General features: G+C 26.7%; 18 protein-coding genes and 1 CRISPR repeat array. Of the genes, 9 read left to right on the top strand and 9 right to left on the bottom strand.

Annotated features, from left to right (window positions below):
* Positions 1-41 precede the first annotated feature (41 nt).
* Entirely contained in the window at positions 42-1,154 is a 1,113-nt protein-coding gene (locus tag ADFLV_RS06795) for a hypothetical protein (protein WP_129011545.1), read from the top strand.
* A 73-nt stretch (positions 1,155-1,227) separates the two neighbouring features.
* Positions 1,228-2,031 carry an ion transporter gene (locus ADFLV_RS06790; RefSeq protein ID WP_129011546.1) on the top strand — a complete coding sequence of 268 codons (804 nt, stop codon included), beginning with the start codon at positions 1,228-1,230 and terminating at the stop codon, positions 2,029-2,031.
* A gap of 33 nt (positions 2,032-2,064) precedes the next feature.
* Here the strand turns inward: ADFLV_RS06790 and nhaD are convergent, their stop codons facing one another.
* From nhaD to motA, 4 genes are all read right to left on the bottom strand, one after another.
* Positions 2,065-3,447, bottom strand: coding sequence for a sodium:proton antiporter NhaD (gene nhaD, locus ADFLV_RS06785; RefSeq protein ID WP_014474052.1), 1,383 nt, complete (start codon positions 3,445-3,447; stop codon positions 2,065-2,067).
* A gap of 201 nt (positions 3,448-3,648) precedes the next feature.
* Positions 3,649-4,713: a DUF475 domain-containing protein gene (locus ADFLV_RS06780; RefSeq protein ID WP_129011547.1), complete on the bottom strand. Its 1,065-nt coding sequence runs from the start codon at positions 4,711-4,713 to the stop codon at positions 3,649-3,651.
* A 33-nt stretch (positions 4,714-4,746) separates the two neighbouring features.
* Positions 4,747-5,481 (bottom strand): flagellar motor protein MotB, encoded by a 735-nt coding sequence (gene motB / locus ADFLV_RS06775; RefSeq protein WP_129011548.1) that lies wholly within the window; start codon positions 5,479-5,481, stop codon positions 4,747-4,749.
* Between the two features lie 3 nt (positions 5,482-5,484).
* On the bottom strand, positions 5,485-6,243 hold the full coding sequence (motA, locus tag ADFLV_RS06770; protein ID WP_129011549.1) for a flagellar motor stator protein MotA: 759 nt from the start codon (positions 6,241-6,243) through the stop codon (positions 5,485-5,487).
* Positions 6,244-6,569: 326 nt separating this feature from the next.
* Here motA and ADFLV_RS06765 point away from each other — a divergent pair, with 326 nt between their 5' ends.
* Positions 6,570-7,652, top strand: a complete 1,083-nt coding sequence (locus ADFLV_RS06765) for a tyrosine-type recombinase/integrase (RefSeq protein ID WP_172658766.1) — start codon at positions 6,570-6,572, stop codon at positions 7,650-7,652.
* A 3-nt stretch (positions 7,653-7,655) separates the two neighbouring features.
* Here ADFLV_RS06765 and ADFLV_RS06760 read toward each other — a convergent pair whose 3' ends face one another.
* Together ADFLV_RS06760 and ADFLV_RS06755 are read right to left on the bottom strand one after the other, a co-directional pair.
* Positions 7,656-8,297 carry a GNAT family N-acetyltransferase gene (locus ADFLV_RS06760; RefSeq protein WP_129012211.1) on the bottom strand — a complete coding sequence of 214 codons (642 nt, stop codon included), beginning with the start codon at positions 8,295-8,297 and terminating at the stop codon, positions 7,656-7,658.
* A complete protein-coding gene (locus ADFLV_RS06755; RefSeq protein WP_164968554.1) occupies positions 8,298-8,468 on the bottom strand; it encodes a hypothetical protein in 171 nt (56 codons plus the stop codon).
* 518 nt (positions 8,469-8,986) lie between these two features.
* Here ADFLV_RS06755 and ADFLV_RS06750 point away from each other — a divergent pair.
* The 6 genes from ADFLV_RS06750 to ADFLV_RS06725 all read left to right on the top strand — a co-directional run bounded on the left by ADFLV_RS06750 (position 8,987) and on the right by ADFLV_RS06725 (position 12,496).
* Positions 8,987-9,373 carry a PBECR3 domain-containing polyvalent protein gene (locus ADFLV_RS06750; protein WP_129012212.1) on the top strand — a complete coding sequence of 129 codons (387 nt, stop codon included), beginning with the start codon at positions 8,987-8,989 and terminating at the stop codon, positions 9,371-9,373.
* Positions 9,374-10,177: 804 nt separating this feature from the next.
* The gene (locus tag ADFLV_RS06745; RefSeq protein ID WP_014468874.1) at positions 10,178-10,429 is read left to right on the top strand and encodes a type II toxin-antitoxin system Phd/YefM family antitoxin; all 252 of its coding nucleotides are present in this window, start codon (positions 10,178-10,180) and stop codon (positions 10,427-10,429) included.
* Entirely contained in the window at positions 10,419-10,703 is a 285-nt protein-coding gene (locus ADFLV_RS06740; RefSeq protein ID WP_046997415.1) for a type II toxin-antitoxin system RelE family toxin, read from the top strand. The genes ADFLV_RS06745 and ADFLV_RS06740 overlap by 11 nt, the downstream gene beginning before the upstream one ends.
* A 514-nt stretch (positions 10,704-11,217) precedes the next feature.
* A complete protein-coding gene (locus ADFLV_RS06735; RefSeq protein ID WP_129012213.1) occupies positions 11,218-11,466 on the top strand; it encodes a hypothetical protein in 249 nt (82 codons plus the stop codon).
* A 213-nt stretch (positions 11,467-11,679) separates the two neighbouring features.
* Positions 11,680-12,276 (top strand): hypothetical protein, encoded by a 597-nt coding sequence (locus ADFLV_RS06730; protein ID WP_129012214.1) that lies wholly within the window; start codon positions 11,680-11,682, stop codon positions 12,274-12,276.
* A gap of 13 nt (positions 12,277-12,289) precedes the next feature.
* A complete protein-coding gene (locus ADFLV_RS06725; RefSeq protein ID WP_129012215.1) occupies positions 12,290-12,496 on the top strand; it encodes a hypothetical protein in 207 nt (68 codons plus the stop codon).
* Between the two features lie 135 nt (positions 12,497-12,631).
* Positions 12,632-14,382: a CRISPR direct-repeat array (repeat unit 36 nt; unit sequence GTTTTAAGACCCCTACAAACCCCTTTGTGATAAAAT).
* A gap of 181 nt (positions 14,383-14,563) precedes the next feature.
* Here the strand turns inward: ADFLV_RS06725 and cas2 are convergent.
* The 3 genes from cas2 to cas9 are packed head-to-tail and all read right to left on the bottom strand — an operon-like array spanning position 14,564 to position 19,141.
* Positions 14,564-14,896, bottom strand: coding sequence for a CRISPR-associated endonuclease Cas2 (gene cas2 / locus ADFLV_RS06720; RefSeq protein WP_164968555.1), 333 nt, complete (start codon positions 14,894-14,896; stop codon positions 14,564-14,566).
* Positions 14,883-15,806 (bottom strand): type II CRISPR-associated endonuclease Cas1, encoded by a 924-nt coding sequence (gene cas1, locus ADFLV_RS06715; protein WP_129012217.1) that lies wholly within the window; start codon positions 15,804-15,806, stop codon positions 14,883-14,885. Before cas1 ends, cas2 begins: the two co-directional genes overlap by 14 nt.
* Positions 15,806-19,141, bottom strand: coding sequence for a type II CRISPR RNA-guided endonuclease Cas9 (gene cas9 / locus ADFLV_RS06710; RefSeq protein WP_129012218.1), 3,336 nt, complete (start codon positions 19,139-19,141; stop codon positions 15,806-15,808). The genes cas1 and cas9 overlap by 1 nt, the downstream gene beginning before the upstream one ends.
* Positions 19,142-19,295: the final 154 nt, after the last annotated feature.

The following is a 19,295-nucleotide window of genomic DNA, read 5'->3' as shown; positions in this document are numbered from 1 at the left end:
TTAAAATTTAATATTAATAAAATCTAACTTTAGGAAATTTAGTGTTAAATGTTTTTTTACTAACATACTTCACAAAGAAATTAAATTTGGTTATTATTGAAAAAGACAATTCAATAACAAACAAATATGGTGATTATCTTTATTCAATTTTCAAAGAAATAAAAATATATGATTGTCAAAAAAAGTTTTTATCAGAATTAGATAGTAATAATTTTGATATTTTATTATTTGACAATGATATTTATGATATTGAATCTACATTTTTATTTGTAAAAGATGTGCATGTAATAAATCCATTGATAAAAGTAATTATATTTTCTAAATATGTTGATTATGATATTTTAATGAAATGTTTTAAATATAATATTACAGGTTTTATGTGTTGTAATAGTAATGAACAAGATTTAAAAGATTTTTTAAAAGTTTCTGTTAAAAAACTTTTGATGAATAATAGTAATAAATTTAATGAAAATAAAAATAAATTTGATGTAATTGATTGTTTAAAATTTTTAAAAGATGAGCAACCAAATATTAAATTAGTCAATCATTTTAAAGGAATAGCAATTATTCGAGCTGCTGAAATTTTGGATTTTAATGATGAAATAATCAAAATAAAAATTGATAATACTCAATTAAAAACTATAAAAATAAATGATCATGTAGTTATCTCTTCTAAACATTTAGGTGTTGAAATATTAACTATTACAAAATTTTTTGATTATGAAAAAAATGAAATAGATTTGATGTACAACAATCTTATAGATTCCTATGTTCATCACAGAAAAAAACCAAGAGTTGATCCTAAAAAGAATTCAAATGTTATCATTGAAATAAATAATAAACTTATAAAAGTTGATATTATAAATATTTCTATTGATCACGTATTATGTATTTCAAAAGAACTAAATCCCGAATTAAAGATTCATTCAAATGCAAAAATTGCTATAAATTGCCATATTAATAATAAGATTGCAAATAATCCAAATTATATCATTAGAACTAATGCTTTTGTTAAAGAGATGTTTTACACAGTTGATGGAGAAAAAATACTTTTAAAGTTTAAATTAGATGAACAAGATCATCAAATTTTAGATAATTATATCTCATTTAGAATAAAAGAGATTATAAGAGAACTGAAAAATAAAACTATTTAAATTTTAATACATATTTTCTTTACAAATTTTTGGTTATGATTGCAAAAAAATTTTAACTTAATTTGGGAGTGATATGTATAACAAAATTAAAATTTTCATTGAAAGTAGTTTTTTCTCAAAATTTATTACTTATTTAATCATTATAAATGGTATAACAATGGGTTTAGAAACTTCAAAAGATTTTATGTCTAGTTTTGAAACTTATACTTCATTGTTTAATCAAATGGTTATTACTATTTTTACAATAGAAATAATACTTAGAATTTATGTTCATAGAGTATCTTTTTTCAAAGATTCTTGGAGTATATTTGATTTTACAATAGTTGCTATTTCATTGATTCCTTTAAATCCAGGTTTTGAAATATTAAGAGTTTTAAGAGTTCTTAGATTATTTAGATTAATAACTGTTGTTCCTCAAATGAGAAAAATTGTGACAGCATTAATTAGTGTAATTCCGGGAATGTTAAGTGTAGTTGCTTTAATGACTCTATTTTTTTATGTATTTGCAATTATGTCAACTCATCTTTTTGCGCAAAGTTTCCCACAATGGTTTGGAACTTTAGGAGAATCTTTTTACACACTTTTCCAAATAATGACTTTGGAATCTTGGTCTATGGGAATAGTAAGACCAATAATGGAAGTTTATCCTTATGCTTGGATTTTCTTTGTACCATTTATTTTTGTTGTTACTTTTGTAATGATAAATCTAGTTGTAGCTATTATCGTAGATGCAATGGCGATTCTAAATAAAGATGAAGAAGATAATATTATAAATGAGGTTCATTCAAATGAATCACATATACACGATGAAATAAAAAAATTAAGAGATGAAATAATAGAAGTAAAATTACTATTAAAAAATAATATAAACAAATAAAAGATATAGGAGAACCTATATCTTTTATCAATATTAGTAATGTTTAATTCCTAACATTTCATATTGAAAATACCAAATAGCAACAGAAACAACATACCCTAAAAATACTGTCCATGCATATTTCATATGACTAGCAAAAGTATAAATTCCAGCCATTTTTCCCATAACACCAACACCAGCTGCTGATCCAAAAGAGATTAAAGAACCACCAATTCCAGCTGTTAATGTAACTAACATCCATTGATCTAATCCCATTTGAGGATTAGCTTTTAAAACAGCACTCATTACTGGAACATTATCTACAAAAGCAGATAAAAATCCAACTGCAATATTTGCCCAAGATGCACCTAACATATCAGGTTCATAAACAACAACTGCCAAATGTAACCATCCAATAAAATATAAAGCTCCAACAGCAGCTAAAATACCAAAAAAGAAAAGTAACGTATTATTCTCTATTTTTGCTATTGCATGGAAAATATTTAAAGGACTATTATATTTTTTGATAATTCTAATTGTATAAAGTTTAAGTAATGCTAAACCAAATAACATACCCCACATTGCAGGGAAATGGAAAACTTGATGAGAAATTACAGCTAAAATAATTGTTAAAATCCCAAGAGCAATTACTACAGTTGCACCTGTCATTAATTCTGGTTTTTTCTCTTTTGAAGCATCAAATTGAGGTTTTGAATTTGGAACAAAAGAAGATAATAGTATCGCAGTTACTAGAAATCCTAAGAATGCTGATGGAAATAAATAAAAGAAATCAGTAAAATCACCTTTTCCTGCTGTCCAAACCATAAGTGTTGTAATATCACCAAATGGAGACCAAGCACCTCCTGCATTTGCTGCAACAACAATATTAATTGCACCTGGAACTAAAAATTCTTTTTTATTTCTATCTATTGTAATTAAAACTGTTGATAAAATAAGTGCCGTAGTTAAATTATCTGCAACAGGAGAGATAAAAAATGCTAAAAATCCTGTAATCCAAAACAGTTTTCTATATGTATAACCTTTTGAAATAAGATTATATTTTAATCTATCAAATACTCCCATTGAAATTAATGTTTCAATATAAGTCATAGCAACATATAAGAAGAAGAAAATCCCTGCAATTTCTAAAATCAAATGATTCATATCATTACTTAAAATATTTATATCTAAGTCATTTAATACATAATATAAACCAATTAACATAAACATAAATGTTCCAATAAATAAAGCTGGTTTAGCTTTATCAACATGATATTTATCTTCAGCTGCTATAAAGTAGTAACCAATAACAAATATAAAAAGAGAACTTATTCCTACCCAAGTCATTGTAAGGTCAGGGAAAGATTCACTAGATTCTGAACTATTTGCAAATAGATGCACTATAGTTAAAAATAATCCTAAAAATATTTTTAGCATTTGTTTCCTTTTGTGTTTTTGTAGTTGTTGCTAAAAAATTTTGTTATTTTAACAACAATTTTTCTAAGTATTTTAAAAATGTATTGTATTTTATTTTAGAAAATAGGTCTTCTTATTTTGTGATAAGTTTATTGTTTTATAGTGCTATATTTATAGTCTAATATTGCTTCATTTATATAAAATAACTCTATAAAATAAAAATTAATCCTTAGAATCTAAAATAAATTCTCTATTTTTATAAATAGATTGAATAAAGGCTAAAGAAATTGGAACTATAGCAAAGGTAGTTACAAGCATCGAAGGTAGATGATAAAAAATTTGAACTATCATAGAAAGTGCTAAAAAACCAATAGACCACATTGCACCATGCTCAAGATAAATATATTTTGATACAACATCTTTATCTACCATATAAATAGTTAAAGATCTAACAGCCATTGCACCAATGCCTAAACCTAGCATAATTATTATAATATTTTGAGTAACAGCAAATGCTCCTAAAACTCCATCTAAAGAAAAAGACATATCAATAGTTTCAAGATATATAAATGAGATAAATCCACCACTTACTTGAGTAATATTAGAATTTTTATCACTATTTGTTTCCATAAAACTCTTAAAAAACTCTATTAAATAAAAAGCTATTAATCCTATTAACATCGGTGCTAAAATCTCAATTTTATTTACAGCAATCATACTATCACCCATTACAACATTATTTGGTGCTATATATGTAATTCCTAACATTAGAAATAGAATGAAAATAATTTTTATATCACCCTTTTTTGATATTTTACTTGCAAATTTTTCTATAAATTTTATCCAGTATAAATCTTTATTTTCATTGAAAAGAAATTTTAAAAAGAGCATTAATAAAAACATTCCACCAAAAGACATAATTACATGATGAGAACTTTGAATAATTTTTTCATATTCATCTGGATTAGTTATAGAAAGATTAAAAGAATCTATTATTCCCATTGAAGTTGAGAAATAAACTATTAAGATAGGGAAAATAAATCTTACTCCAAATACAGCAATAATCATACCCCAAATAAGAAATCTTTTTCTCCAAATAACAGCCATTGTTGCTAAAATTGTTGCATTTACAACTGCATTATCAAAAGAAAGCGACAATTCAAGTACAGATAAAACTGTACCTTGATAAACAGCAAAAAAACCTCCGTAAAGATAAAGTAAAATAGTTGCAACAAACCAAACTACAAAAAAACCATAAAAATATGAAATTAGTGATTTTTCTTCCAAAATAATTTCCTCTAAAACTCTTATCTTAAAATTTTAATTCTCTTTTAATATATCTTCAATACTTTGTTCTTTTGCAAACTCTTTTGAAGTTTTAAATTCAAATTCAACAGATTTTTTTTCTTTCCAACCTGATTGAGTTGAACCAAATCCACTTGAATATAATTTTTCTGCAGATACGCCATATTTTAATAATTCTCTTATAACATTATTTGCTCTTGCAGTTGATAAATCTAAAGCATCTTTATATTTTGAGCCTCTTATTTCATAATCTTCTGCATAACCTTTTACATTAATTTGTGTGTCTTTAGGTAAAACAGAAATAATTTTGGCTAATCTTGTAAAAAATGAAGAAGAACCTTCACCTTTTATCTCAGCTTTTCCATCATCAAATAATAACTGTGCAGGAATTGACATCAAAGTTCCATTTATTTTTTCTTGTAAATCTCCATCATTTGCATTTTTACTTTCTAAATCATTTAATTTTGCATTTATTTGTACAAATGTATCTTTTGCATCATCCATATTTGCATCTTTTTCTGCTAATGCTTTTGATATTTTTTCTCTATCTATTAGTGAACTTGTATCGACATTTAAATTAAATATTTTAAAGAATTCTTCTTTTAATGCCTTTTGTTTCTCAATATTTACAGAAGCCAATGCATAAAGAGCAATAAATAAAGCAAGTAATAAACTTAAGAAATCTGCATAAGGAACAGCCCATTTTTCACCTGATGGACAATCACATTTTGTACGTTTTTTTCTTGCCATAAATCAACCTTTTAGAGGCATTACTGTTACCATTTTTGTCAGCTTAAGTTTCAATTCTCCAGGAGCATCACCTCTTACAATTGCTCTTGCTGCATATAAAATAAGCTCTTTTTCTTTGATAATCATACGAGCTTTTGCTCTCATTTTATTTCCCCAAGGACCGAAGAAAATATAAGAAGATGCAATTCCTGTTACAGTAGCTGTAAATGCACCTGCAATACCTGCTGCCATTTCTGCTGGATTGTCTAATCTTTGTAAAGCTAAAATAAGTCCTAAAACAGCACCTATTAATCCAATCGTAGGAGAAGTTTCTGCTGCTAAAATCCAATAATGTGAAGCACTATGATAATAATGTTCTGTTTCATCAATAATTACATCTAAAGATTCTTCTATCTGCTCTTCTTTAGAACCATCAACGACCATATTCATCGCTTCTTTTAAAAATTCATCATCTATATCTTGAAGATATTTTTCTAAAGATAGTACACCATTTTTCTTAACTAAAATAGAATATTCAACCAATTCATCTATTCGTGATTCATAATCAACTGGTAATTTTATGAAAACCATTTTTAATTCAAGATAGGCTGCTTTTATTGCTGAAGCTTCACAAGCTGCTGCTGCTGCAAATAATGCTGTTGGAATAACAATTATTAATGAAGTGATATGAATTACATGGGCAGGATTTCCACCTTCTAATAAGTCACCAATGGAAATAGATGCAATAGCACCAATTATTCCGATAAGTACAGTTAAATCCATATTTATTCCTACTATTTCTTTAAGTTATACAATATTATCCTAAAATTCATTTCCTAATTATTAAGTTAGTTAAAAATAACAAATTCATTTTCAATTGATTATAATTTATTTAATATGGTTTTATGAGATTATTTTGGTATATGGCGACCCCAGCATGATTCGAACATGCGTGTTCTGGAGGAAATCTTTATGTATTATATTTACATAAACTTCCAATTCTTACTAAAAAAGCCTATTTTATGGTATTTATAAGTTCATATACTATAATATACAACTTATAAATTTACATTAATTTACATTTAAAAAAGACACCTAAAAGGACACCTTTGGCAATACCAAAAACAACAAAGACTAATTATCCTGGAATAAGTTACTATAGTGATAGTCAAAAAGGTAAAGTATTTTTAGCAACATTTACAATCAATAAAAAGAAATATAGAAAAATAATTGGTTATGAAAATGATGAATTTAAAACAAATGCAAAAATTGCTTTTTTAAAAAAAGAATCGATGAAAAATGAGATTGAAAATAACACTTACATAAAAAAAGATTTAACATTTAAGCAGCTATGGGAACTGTACTTAGAACATCTAATTAATTCTAAATCTGTATCTCAAAAAACATTGATCAATAAAAAGAGTGTATATAATTGTCATTTCAAAACAAAATTTGACAATTTAAAAATAAATACTATTCAAACATATAATATACAACAATTTGCAAATGATCTATTAAAAACAAAATCTCCCAAAAGTGTTGATAATTATCTTGCAGATTTATCAGCTCTTTTCAAATTTGCGATTAAACACAAGATTACAACAAATAATCCTGTAATTTTAGTTGATAAACCAAAATATGATAATACAAGAGAATATCCTTTAGATTTTGTAGAATCAAAAAGATTATTCAATACAATAATAAATTTTAAAGAACCTTTATATAAAGACATATTTACTTTTTTATTACATGGAAGAAGAACTGGAGAAGTTTTAAATTTAACTTGGGATATGATAGATTTTGAAAAAAGAACTTATACTATTAAATATGAAATAAACAAAGCAAAAAAGAATATGAGTTATGAAATGACTGATGAGCTCTATAATATCTTTATAAATATAGAAGATAAAGATGGATATGTATTTAAATCTTTAGTAACAGGTGCAAAAATAAAAAATCTTAGATGGGCTTGGGATAGAATACTTAAAGAAGCAAATATTAATAAAAGTATGAGAATACATGATTTAAGACATTTAATTGGAGAAATATCTTTAAATAACACAGATAATAGTATGGAAGTTGTAGCAGCTATATTAGGACACAGTTCTACAAGACCCACAAGAAGATATGCAAAAGTTCAACAAAAAGTTGCAGCACAAGGAATTAAAAAAGTTTTTGATACTTTAAAATAAAAGTTATTGTATTAAATTATTTAAAAAATTTGATTCAGTATCTAAATTACATAATTTACAAATTTCATTATAATTTTCAATAGTTTCATCAAATAATTCTTCTTTTTTTAATTCTTTTATAGTAGATATCTTTTTTATCATAAATATTATTGAATCATCATCTGAATAATTCTCAATTGGAATAAAATTCGCATTTTTATAGAAATCAATTGCTGCATTTTTTGAATCAACAACGAGAGCTTTACAACCTGTAGATTCTTGTTGAATAAAAGCTTTTATTTCGGCAAAAGCTATTAATAACTTACCTAATTTTTGACCTTGAAAATCATCAGCAACGGCAAGTCTTGTTATTTTTAATGTTGGGATAGGATATTTCATCCCATTACTAACATTTAACAAATTTTTTGCTTCTTCACAATCACTATCAATTACTGTATTTGAAAATGATATATATCCTAACACTGTACTATCATTATCTCGAATATCTTCCAGTAAATAAGTAATAAAACATCCATCTACTGTATGTTTATGTGCCATAGAACTAAGATAGTTTTTTAAAGGCTCAACAGAAATATTAATATCTTTTATGATTTTTTTAAATTCACCTCTAGTGTAATTACTAATTTGTGTAATTTTTAGAGGCATTTATTTATAGTTTTTTAGAGATGCAGTAACTGATTTAAGAAAATTTAAATTACCTTTTGTAATCTTTTTAGTTTCATCTATTAATATAGCAGAAACTTTTTTTGCATCAATACCAGAAACTCTTACGCTACTTTCTGCTTTAGCACTATTATTTAAATGTACTACTGCCATATTTAGAATCCTTTCAAAATTTTATATTAAAACAAAGTAAGACGATAACAGTTGAAAGTCATCTAGGACTAACCATTACTAGTACTAGTCGACCCCACTTCACGCCTATGTAAAATGTTTCCATCTTCAAATATAAAACTTATACTTTGAGATAGAAACTCAATCAGATTTACATAAATACATCTAATCAGATAAGTATTATATATAATAAAATTATATATGTCAAGACATAATTAACTTAAGTAGCTACGTATAAAGTGATAAGTATTGAATTTATATTTTTAGCACTCCCCTGCCTCTCATTGATGAAATATCAACTATCTTACTAAAAAAAGAGCTAAAGCTATAAAACTACACCTTTTTATGATTACCTCTATTCAGGTCATTCCTCCTGAAAAAAGGAAACCTTTACTTCGGAGAAGAATCGTACCCAATTTTTAAATTTTCAATACGAACTGGAAAGAAAAAATTAAAAATTATTAAGTTAGTATTCTACAAATTAAAAATTAGGAAATGTTTTGAATCTCAATGAATTTATAGATTTTGCTCTTACAAGTAATACCACAACAGAAATTTTTGAGTTAAAAATTAAAGAAGAAGCTTGTAAGTCTATAAAAAAACATACAAAACTTGATATTTGTACATATAAATTTATAATTCAAGAAGAGTATATAAGACATGTAAAAAATAAACATGAAGAAGACTTATATTACTTGAGCAAAATTCCTGAAATATTGAATAGTTTTAGTAGTATTGAAAAGAGCCTAACAAGAAATACTCAAACTGGACAAACTGATGTTAGTTTAGTATTCAGAAAAAAGTTTGATGATGGAGTAGTTAGAATGGTAGCTTTAAGAGTTATTAAATCTAAAATATTATCTTTTAAAACACTTTTTAGACAATAAAAAAGTAGCAGACCAAAAACTGCCACATTTTACGGTTATCGAGAGTTTTCATCCCAAAAACGATACAAGTCGTTCATTCCGATGGTTTTGTGAGAAGTGGGTACTCTCAATAAAACCTTTTAGCTTTATTGAAAGTACATCTTCTTTTATCTTAATAAAGAATATTAACTCTTTCTAGCTTAAATCTTTCTAATAGAACTTTAAAATAACTTAGATTGTAATTGTACCAGGTCAATATTTTATATCAAATTCTAAGTATAAAAAAAGGTAAAGCTGTTAGGCTCTACCCACTTATGATTCTCTCTATTCAAGTCATCACTCCTGAAAAAAGGAAACCTTTGTTTCATAGAGAGATTCTATCACATAATTAATATTGTGTCAATATGAACATATTAATCAAGAATCTTATGAGTAATTAAAAAAAATAAATCATTCATTTATCATCACTTATATTATACTTGTTTTCTAACTCTTCTTTTAATACATCTGCCTTTATTTGTTGATAATAATATTCTTGTCGTTTTGAAGAAAGTTTTTGAATATCATTTATTATTTCTTCTTGAAATGATTTATTTATATAAATATTTTCTTCATTTTGAAGAAAATGTGAATTACTTTCATCAATAAATATTTCACCTTTACCTGTTTGTATCCAATTAAAATTTATATTTTCTTTTTCACATATGAAAGATATTGTTTCATTTATGGCTTTTTTTGTTTTTGCTTGTCCTATTGTTTGTTGAGTATATTGACAGAAAGATACTATATTTAGTATAATATTTCATATTTAATTAAGGATATAAAATGCAACCAATTTTAGCAAATTATAGTGCAAGTATAACAGAACTTAAAAAATCTCCTACACAATTACTAAATGAAGCAGATAATGAAGTTATAGCAATATTAAATCATAATATCCCTAGTGCTTATTTAGTTCCAAGTAAACTTTATGAAAAAATGATGGATATTATAGATGATTATCATTTGTCATTAGAAGTTGGAAAAGCTTTAAATGATGGTGAAAAACCAGTTAAAGTAAGTTTAGATGACTTATAATCTTGAATTTAAACCTCAAGCTTTAAAAGAGTGGACTAAATTAGGCTCAACAATAAAAGAACAATTTAAAAAGAAATTAGAAGAAAGACTAGAAAATCCAAAAGTAGAAAAAGATAAACTAAGTGGATATGAAAATGTTTATAAAATAAAACTAAAAACTGCTGGATATAGACTTGCTTATCAAGTTAAAGATGAAGAAATTGTTGTTTTAGTATTGAGTGTTGGAAAAAGGGAAAAAGATAAAATTTATAAGAATCTAAAAGATAGATTCTAAATATTTAAATAAGTAGAAAAATTAAAAAAGTACAGCTTTTAGCTTGGGTGTGCTAGAAATTTTGTGTCAATCTGATAGAATTTATTCTAAAGGATTGAACAATAAATTAAACACTTAATTTAACAGATGCACTTGAACAAATTAAAGCTGGTACAAAAATAAAGCTTAAGAAATTGGTATTTAACTATTTCATAGTTGGCAATATTGTTTGAAAGCGAATTAAATGAGTTTTTTAATTTATGACTTAAAAAATGATTTTTGTTGTTCTAAAAATCCTAAGGGTTTGAGAGAATTTTTAGATTCTACTTCTTGAACACTTTTTTAAACAAATTATATTTCTACATAAAGGTTATAAAGCCAATAAGTGAGATTTTCTAATTTTATTCCAAAACTTAGAGGTTGAGAAAGAGGCTGTTTAGAGTTTTACGTCCTGACAGATCATATTTCTTAATCACTTGATAATAAATAACAATATTTTAAATAAAATAAGTGCAATTTATTAATAAGGGAAAAAATGACTGATATACAAGTAGGAAGAGATTCTTCATCTGGACAATTTATAATAATAGATAGAAATGAAAAACTTAGAATAATGGTTAGTTATGAGGCAATACAAGATTATGGGAACTTCTCAAATATTTCTAATGAAAATGCTAAATCTTTTTATTTATCAAATAAGAGTATTGCTTTAAAAAACAAATCAAATAAACTAAATGAAAATGGATTTTATGATTCAAGTATTTTAACTACTGATTTTAATTAGATAATTGTATAGAATAAAATAGCTAAAAAGCTTACTACTAAGATAACCTACTTTACTTATGTAGAACAGATACATTACAAATAATTACTTTATAAACTAAAGCCCTTATATATGGGTTATTAATTAATGAATTAAAAAACGTCGGGTTTGTTATCTAAAATTATTTAAAAAAATATCGGAATTATTATATATTCAAATTAAAAAGGTTAATTGATGAAAGAATCTAATATTTTTATTATTTATGAAACTGATAGGGAAAAGAAAATACTTAATGATTTTGTTACTACAGTAAATAAAAATGGTATTTCTATTACAATGGAAGAAGTGCCATCTCAACCAAAAATGGGTGTTGAATGGCTAATGGCTACTGCAGTAGTTATATATCTTGCAAAACCATACTTTAACAGTTTTTTATCAGAGATGGGAAAAGACCATTATCAATTATTAAAAAAAGGGTTACTTGACTTAAAAGATTGTTTTTTCGGAGATAATGTTGCTAAAAGAGTTTTAATTCCGTCAAGTTCTTCTCCTAATAAACTTAAAGACAAATCGGGTAAATATTCATTAGATTTTTCTATTATGGCAGAGGCGAATAATGGTAACAGATTTAAACTATTAATACCTAAAGAAATTACAAATCAAGAATATACTAATACAATAACTTCATTTTTAATGTTTTTAGAGAAGTACAATAATAATGAAGTAAAGGAAATACCAAATGAATTTATTTTTAGTAAGACCATATTGCTTTCATACAATAGTGAGTTAGATAAGTTAGAGTTTATTAATCCTTTTGCGAAAATTAAATAATAAGAGGTTTTAAATGAGTATAGAAACATCAACATTTTGGATTATGATTGGAACTTGGGTAGCTGGTATTGGAACAGTTGGAGCCGTTATTACATCTTTGTATTTAGCCTCAAAAGTTATTAGTACTATTCACGATACTTTTAGAATAAAAATTGATAAAACTTTAGCTTTAAAGATTATGACAGAAAGAAAAAGAATTGCAAATAGTAGTGAAAATTAAAACGAATAATTAAAAAAAGCTAAATCACTTGAAAAAACGTCAAGTTAAAATTGATCTGTCAACAGAAAATAAGACATGAAATGATGACTTGAATATACGAAAAGTTCAAGAACCTGTAACATCTTGAACCTCTTTATTTTAAGACCCCTACAAACCCCTTTGTGATAAAATCTAATCTATCAAATACTCCCGCACCAACTCGTTTTAAGACCCCTACAAACCCCTTTGTGATAAAATGTAATGGAATATTTTAAGAACTTATGAGTAGTTTTAAGACCCCTACAAACCCCTTTGTGATAAAATAACGGAGTGGATGAGTGCAAGTGCACTTGTGTTTTAAGACCTCTACAAACCCCTTTGTGATAAAATAATGCAAAAGAATACAAATCCAATGACTTTGTTTTAAGACCCCTACAAACCCCTTTGTGATAAAATATTAGTAAGTGGAACAAATATCAAAACAGTGTTTTAAGACCCCTACAAACCCCTTTGTGATAAAATATTAGTAAGTGGAACAAATATCAAAACAGTGTTTTAAGACCCCTACAAACCCCTTTGTGATAAAATATTCAAAAGGACTTAAAGAACTTGGGCTTTGTTTTAAGACCCCTACAAACCCCTTTGTGATAAAATGTAATGGAATATTTTAAGAACTTATGAGTAGTTTTAAGACCCCTACAAACCCCTTTGTGATAAAATAGAAACTGTACTCGCATTCCCATCAAAAGTGTTTTAAGACCCCTACAAACCCCTTTGTGATAAAATAAGTTAAATTAGAATCATTACAAGAGTCAGTTTTAAGACCCCTACAAACCCCTTTGTGATAAAATTAACTACTACTCTTATGCTGATAACTTAGTGTTTTAAGACCCCTACAAACCCCTTTGTGATAAAATATATCCTAAAGTTCCACTTTCAAAAGGTGGGTTTTAAGACCCCTACAAACCCCTTTGTGATAAAATAACAGGTTAAAGCTCTAGAACAAGATATTAGTTTTAAGACCCCTACAAACCCCTTTGTGATAAAATGTTAGTTGCAGGAACTACAGGGCTTTGTTAGTTTTAAGACCCCTACAAACCCCTTTGTGATAAAATCTCTTTTCTTTGCTCTTGTAGTAGTTCCTTGTTTTAAGACCCCTACAAACCCCTTTGTGATAAAATAATTTTCCCTCATTTGACAATACGAACTTAGTTTTAAGACCCCTACAAACCCCTTTGTGATAAAATAATAACACCAAGATAAGATAATAAATCTAAGTTTTAAGACCCCTACAAACCCCTTTGTGATAAAATTGAAAACTTAACTTTTTCTATTGAACTCATGTTTTAAGACCCCTACAAACCCCTTTGTGATAAAATGAGCTTATAGATATTTGTCACCTGTTTACAGTTTTAAGACCCCTACAAACCCCTTTGTGATAAAATTTCACCGTTAGAAATAATAAAGAATGCTTGGTTTTAAGACCCCTACAAACCCCTTTGTGATAAAATAAATACACTCACCCCGACTACTTTTGTTCGGTTTTAAGACCCCTACAAACCCCTTTGTGATAAAATTGTATCTTCAATTGAACTTGTACCAGTTTTGTTTTAAGACCCCTACAAACCCCTTTGTGATAAAATAAAAAAGAGAATTGTGCTTATTGGTTATATGTTTTAAGACCCCTACAAACCCCTTTGTGATAAAATTGATGCAGTTGGAGACATAACTATTAAAGCGTTTTAAGACCCCTACAAACCCCTTTGTGATAAAATAAATGACAAGTGTTGCACAAAGACTTTTAGGTTTTAAGACCCCTACAAACCCCTTTGTGATAAAATAGATACAGATGTAACTGATATAGTAACAGAGTTTTAAGACCCCTACAAACCCCTTTGTGATAAAATGGGTGTCTTGAGATAGCCTTATTCATAGGCTTTTACCTAGTTTTAGTTAAAAAAATATTGACAATTTGAGCTTTTTTTAGCTAATATTTAGAAGTTTTATCACAAAGGGGTTTGTGAAACTAAAAGTTTCTTATGGGGACTTAAAATAATCCTTTGATTTTTCAAAGGAGATTTTGAATGGTCAAAACAGCAATAGCTGTTTTGGCGCATTTTTTTCTTCTTCACTTTTTGTACCAACTATTATATCCATATTTGCAAACTGTTTATCAGTAAATACTATAATTCTTATCTTCCCTTTAACAGTATTAGATGCTATAAAATCTTTTATTTTCTTTTTCCCATTGAGTGCTGATTCATAAGAGTGAAATGAGCGAATATAAATAGAAAACTGCATCATAATATATCCCTCTTTTAAAAGTTTTGTTCTAAGATATCTATATTTTTTCTTTGCCTTTTTAGTATCTGTAGGCATATCAAACATTATCATCAACCACATAAATCTATACGCACTCATCTTCATATCTTTGAAAATCAATTTTTGGTAAAACCAAAAAGCTTATATCTTTTTGTAAAATTGATTTTTGTACCAATTGCACAACTGTATCTATAGCAACTCTTACAGCACTTATATTGTTTTGTATATTGACATATTCAAGGTTTAATATATTTACATATTCAGGTTTCATTGCAGAGATTAAAACTGGCTCATTATATTTTATAAGGGTTTGTTTTATATGCAAATCAACAAAAGGACGAAAAGGCTCTATTAAATCATCTGCAAGATTAAAGGGATTAAAGTAGTTTTTATGGTGTACTCCAAATGATGGCATAAGCCCTGCATTTGTAATAGATCTAGCAACCGCACTTCTTACCACGGCATAACAGTAGTTTAAAGATGCATTTCGCACATCTTCTGCTCCTTTTTGAATCCTTACAAAATTATCAAATAAACTGCTCCAATACACCTTTGCAGCTTTTGCTTCAACATTGTCACTATCGCCTGATTTTACATAGTCAATATAAGTATAAAGTTCATTTGCTTCTTTTTCTTTTTTAAAATACTCCAATACACTCGCTTGATTATAAATTTTTTGTTTTATCAGTTCTTGCCAAAGTTTCTTTTGAAAAGGTTTTGAGATATCTATTTGAGAGTGTACTATCTTTGAAAAAGTTGAATGAGTATGAAAAGGTAGGGTTATAGCATTTAAATTATATTTTTTATCCACATATAAAATACTTACACCCTCCTCAGCTAATCTTGAGATAGCATAAGTGGTAATAGTAGCTTGTGTAGTTTCAATAACGATTGAGACTAAGTTATCCAATATAACTTTAAAATGTCCATCGTCATTACTTATCACTAGGTTATCATCTTTGATACTTATTTTACAAGGATTTGTTATAAATAAAGATTGAAAACCCATCACATCTTCCTATATGTCACTACTTTTGAAAACACTTCTTTATCACCTTCTAAAACTCTACCTAAATAATAAAATCCAAGAACTCTACCACTTGCATCAGTTTTGTATTTTTTGATACCGCAAGTTGAACCTATAGAAAATTCTCCTTGAAATAATTTAGGTTGTTTGTCTTTTAGAAGTGGATATTTTGGATTTCTTAAATTTGCTCTTCCACCTTTACTTTCTGTAAATCCCTTTAATACTCCTATAGCTTTATATTCAATTTTTTTAGATTTAATAACATATATTTCAATCAAGTCATTATTAAATATATCTATTTGTGTATCATTTTTATTTCTATTTTGAACATGACTTCTTATATCTATTCTTTGAAGTTGTAATTTAGGCTCATCAAAACTACATCGTAAACAAACCAATGATGGTGCAGTATATGCAAGACCATTTCGTACCTCAATGGTTGCATCTTCTCCAACTCTTTTTACTCTTCTTATAGTATTGCCATTTACATCTTCAATAGGTTTTTTCATCTCATCTCTTAGCTTTTTATCTATATCTGCTTTTTCATCTTTTGATGTTATAAAATTTGCTTCTTGTAATAACTGAATGATATTATCCCTTTTTTTTATAAATGCTTGAGCTGTAAAATCTTTTGGATTATCTTTAAAAACTTGAATTTTTTCTAAGATTTCTTTATTGTATTGTTCAAAAAAACTCTCAGCACTCATTTTGTGATTTGGCTTTACCCTTTCAAGTAAACTATCTATATTAACACGATAAGCTAAGTTCTTTTTAGATTGAATAGTTTCATTGTGAGCTTTTGTTCCTATAGGTTTTTTAGACACCCAAAATGCAGGAATCCTTAGAGTATTATCTATCACATTTGTATAAAATGGATTTTCCTCTATATCTTGTGTATAGCTTTTTTGCAAATAACTAAATATCTCATTTGGATTTGCACCATTTATGAAGGGTACTATTTTTTTAAAGTTATCTTTTGCATTTTCACGTGTTAGCTCATAGTTTTTTTCAAAATTTGTTGAGATATTTTGAAGATAAGATTTACTCATACAAGCTATTAAAATCGCATCTTCTGCATGGTGAAAATTTGTACCTCTACTTTTATTTTCTATACTTAATATTTTTCTTAAATATGAAGTTGCTCGACCAGAGATATGCATCACTTTTTGGTTCTCTTTTTGTTTATCTGTAAATGGATAATATCTTTTTAAAATCTCACCCAATAGTTTTTCCGTATAACTAGTAGCATGCATACTTACATCATCTTTTACCTCTTTAAAAGTTTCATCTAAAGTTTGTGCTTTTAAATTCAACCATTTTTTAAAGTTTATTTTTTTACTATTTTTTAGTTCATCTATATTTTGTAAAAAAACTTCTCTTTTTTCTTCAACAAGATAATCCAATGGCAATCTTCTAGCTTTTATAGCATTTTCATTTTTTGTATCTATTGCTTTATTGTATTCAGCATTTGCCCCACCACACTCTCTTGGTACAATATGCTCTATCTCCGTTTTATCACTAAGGATATCAACTATCCCAAGACTTTGCCCTGAATATATCCCTATTTCTCCTTGCTGTTCCCAAAGCTTTATTTTTAAAAGATACTCTTTATTATTGCCCATATTTAAGCCCAATGCTTCAAAATGACTTTTATATCTATCTTTTAAATCTTCCCACTCTTTTTGTATTCTATCATTTGCACTTTTTATCTCCCTTTTTTTCTCATCAGGTTGTGAAAGTTCTCTAGTTGATTCGAGTTTTATCATATCAAAAGAACCATACTTTTCATGTAAATCTATAATAATTCTACAAGCCCAAGAAATAAGCGATTTTACTACATGGTTTGAGATACTATTTTCATCTATCTCATATCGGAGTGTTCCATTTTTATCTATTGGTTTTAAATACTTTATGCTTTTCTCAAAAGATGAATAATCTTCACTTTTACTTACCCCTAAAATCTCTTTTGCATCACTTTCATTTTTACCATCTTTCATATGCACTATCAAATCATTTAATGCTTTAAATGAATAAGCCGAAGTTCCTTTAACTTTATTTTTGTAAAGAGATAAAGCAAAGTTTTTAATCTTTTCCTCTTCAAAAAAGAGATTGTTTTCTTTAAAATATTTACTAAACCCTTCAATTAAAGCATTTGGATTTATATTGATATGAAATATTGTAGCTATTTTGTCAAAATAATTTATTTTATCTTTTAAAGCTACTACAATCTCTTTATCAAACTTTGCCCAATGTGCTAAAAAGTTAAATTTTACCAAATAATTATCTACACTTTTTCCTTTAACTATCTTTGTTTCGCGAAGTCCAGATATTTTTATATCATCTTTTATATCAAGTAACTCTTTTATACCTTTAATGGTATAAGATGAGATATTTTTCAACTCCTTTAGTTTGAGTTCAAAATCATTGGTTAATATCTCTTTTTGTTCATTTGTAGCATTTTTATTTCCTATTTTTAAATCATTTATATGTTTATAAAAATTAAAAATATCAAAACTATATGAGTAGATTGGAGCAGATTTTTCTTCTTTATAAATCAAGCAATTATTTATAAGATTTGGATTTAGTAATACAGGGTCTTGTGGGATAATTTCATCTATAATACTATTTTTAAAATTTTCTGCTTCTTTTTCATCTTTAAAAAATCCGAACAGTTTTTGAGCTTCAACTATCTTCTCAATCTCATCTTTAGTATCTTCTCTTCTTATCATATATTTGTAGTTGTTATGGTTTCTAAAATTTGGATTTTCTTTTTGTGACTCAATATCGTAGATAATTTGAGCTACTGTTTTCTCTTTGAACTTACACTTTAAAGCATCAAGATATGCTAATGTTTCTGTAAATTCTTCACTATTAGGTTCTATAACATCATCACTTTCACAGTTGCCTATCTTTTCTTGTGACTCAATCTCAGCAATTAAGTCTTCCATTTTTAAAGATTTATAACCACGATGTTTTGCTAAATATCTAAATATAGCAAATAGTTCATCTATTTGTAGTTTTCTTTCAAAACTATCTTTAGCTCTTAGCTCCCAAAGATTACTATAGTTTTTTTCTACAAAATTTAAATTAAAAGATTTGAATATGTCTTTTAAATCTTTCACTCTTTGTTTTTTCTTATCTTTTAATTTTCGTTGCTGAATATAAGCTTTCCAATCACTTTGAGTACCACCTTCATTTGGATTGTCTCTCATAACAACACCATAATCTATAAGAGAATATTGATTAGTTTCAACTTCATCTAAAACACTAAATCCACATGATGTAACACCCAAATCTAAACTTAATATCCTATTCATAAAAATCCCTAAATAAAAAACTTAAATTATTATATACTAATTAACCAATAACTTTATTAATGATTTAATATTAATAGCAGGGTAGTGATCTGTCAACACTAAATAGGACAAAAAATGAGTTATCAAAATGCTTGTTCCATAACCTGTACTTTTT

The organism is Arcobacter defluvii (assembly GCF_013201725.1).
Taxonomy (GTDB): Bacteria; Campylobacterota; Campylobacteria; order Campylobacterales; family Arcobacteraceae; genus Aliarcobacter; species Aliarcobacter defluvii.
Note: the sequence above shows the minus strand (reverse complement) of the source record. Positions and strands in the feature narration are given on the sequence as shown.

Bases quoted from the DNA above. Each gene is read 5' to 3' on its own strand.
- ADFLV_RS06790 (WP_129011546.1), top strand. From the start codon at position 1,228: ATGTATAACAAAATTAAAATTTTCATTGAAAGTAGTTTTTTCTCAAAA.
- nhaD (WP_014474052.1), bottom strand. From the start codon at position 3,447: ATGCTAAAAATATTTTTAGGATTATTTTTAACTATAGTGCATCTATTT.
- motB (WP_129011548.1), bottom strand. From the start codon at position 5,481: ATGGCAAGAAAAAAACGTACAAAATGTGATTGTCCATCAGGTGAAAAA.
- motA (WP_129011549.1), bottom strand. From the start codon at position 6,243: ATGGATTTAACTGTACTTATCGGAATAATTGGTGCTATTGCATCTATT.
- ADFLV_RS06760 (WP_129012211.1), bottom strand. From the start codon at position 8,297: ATGCCTCTAAAAATTACACAAATTAGTAATTACACTAGAGGTGAATTT.
- ADFLV_RS06755 (WP_164968554.1), bottom strand. From the start codon at position 8,468: ATGGCAGTAGTACATTTAAATAATAGTGCTAAAGCAGAAAGTAGCGTA.
- ADFLV_RS06745 (WP_014468874.1), top strand. From the start codon at position 10,178: ATGCAACCAATTTTAGCAAATTATAGTGCAAGTATAACAGAACTTAAA.
- ADFLV_RS06740 (WP_046997415.1), top strand. From the start codon at position 10,419: ATGACTTATAATCTTGAATTTAAACCTCAAGCTTTAAAAGAGTGGACT.
- ADFLV_RS06735 (WP_129012213.1), top strand. From the start codon at position 11,218: ATGACTGATATACAAGTAGGAAGAGATTCTTCATCTGGACAATTTATA.
- ADFLV_RS06730 (WP_129012214.1), top strand. From the start codon at position 11,680: ATGAAAGAATCTAATATTTTTATTATTTATGAAACTGATAGGGAAAAG.
- ADFLV_RS06725 (WP_129012215.1), top strand. From the start codon at position 12,290: ATGAGTATAGAAACATCAACATTTTGGATTATGATTGGAACTTGGGTA.
- cas2 (WP_164968555.1), bottom strand. From the start codon at position 14,896: ATGAGTGCGTATAGATTTATGTGGTTGATGATAATGTTTGATATGCCT.
- cas1 (WP_129012217.1), bottom strand. From the start codon at position 15,806: ATGGGTTTTCAATCTTTATTTATAACAAATCCTTGTAAAATAAGTATC.
- cas9 (WP_129012218.1), bottom strand. From the start codon at position 19,141: ATGAATAGGATATTAAGTTTAGATTTGGGTGTTACATCATGTGGATTT.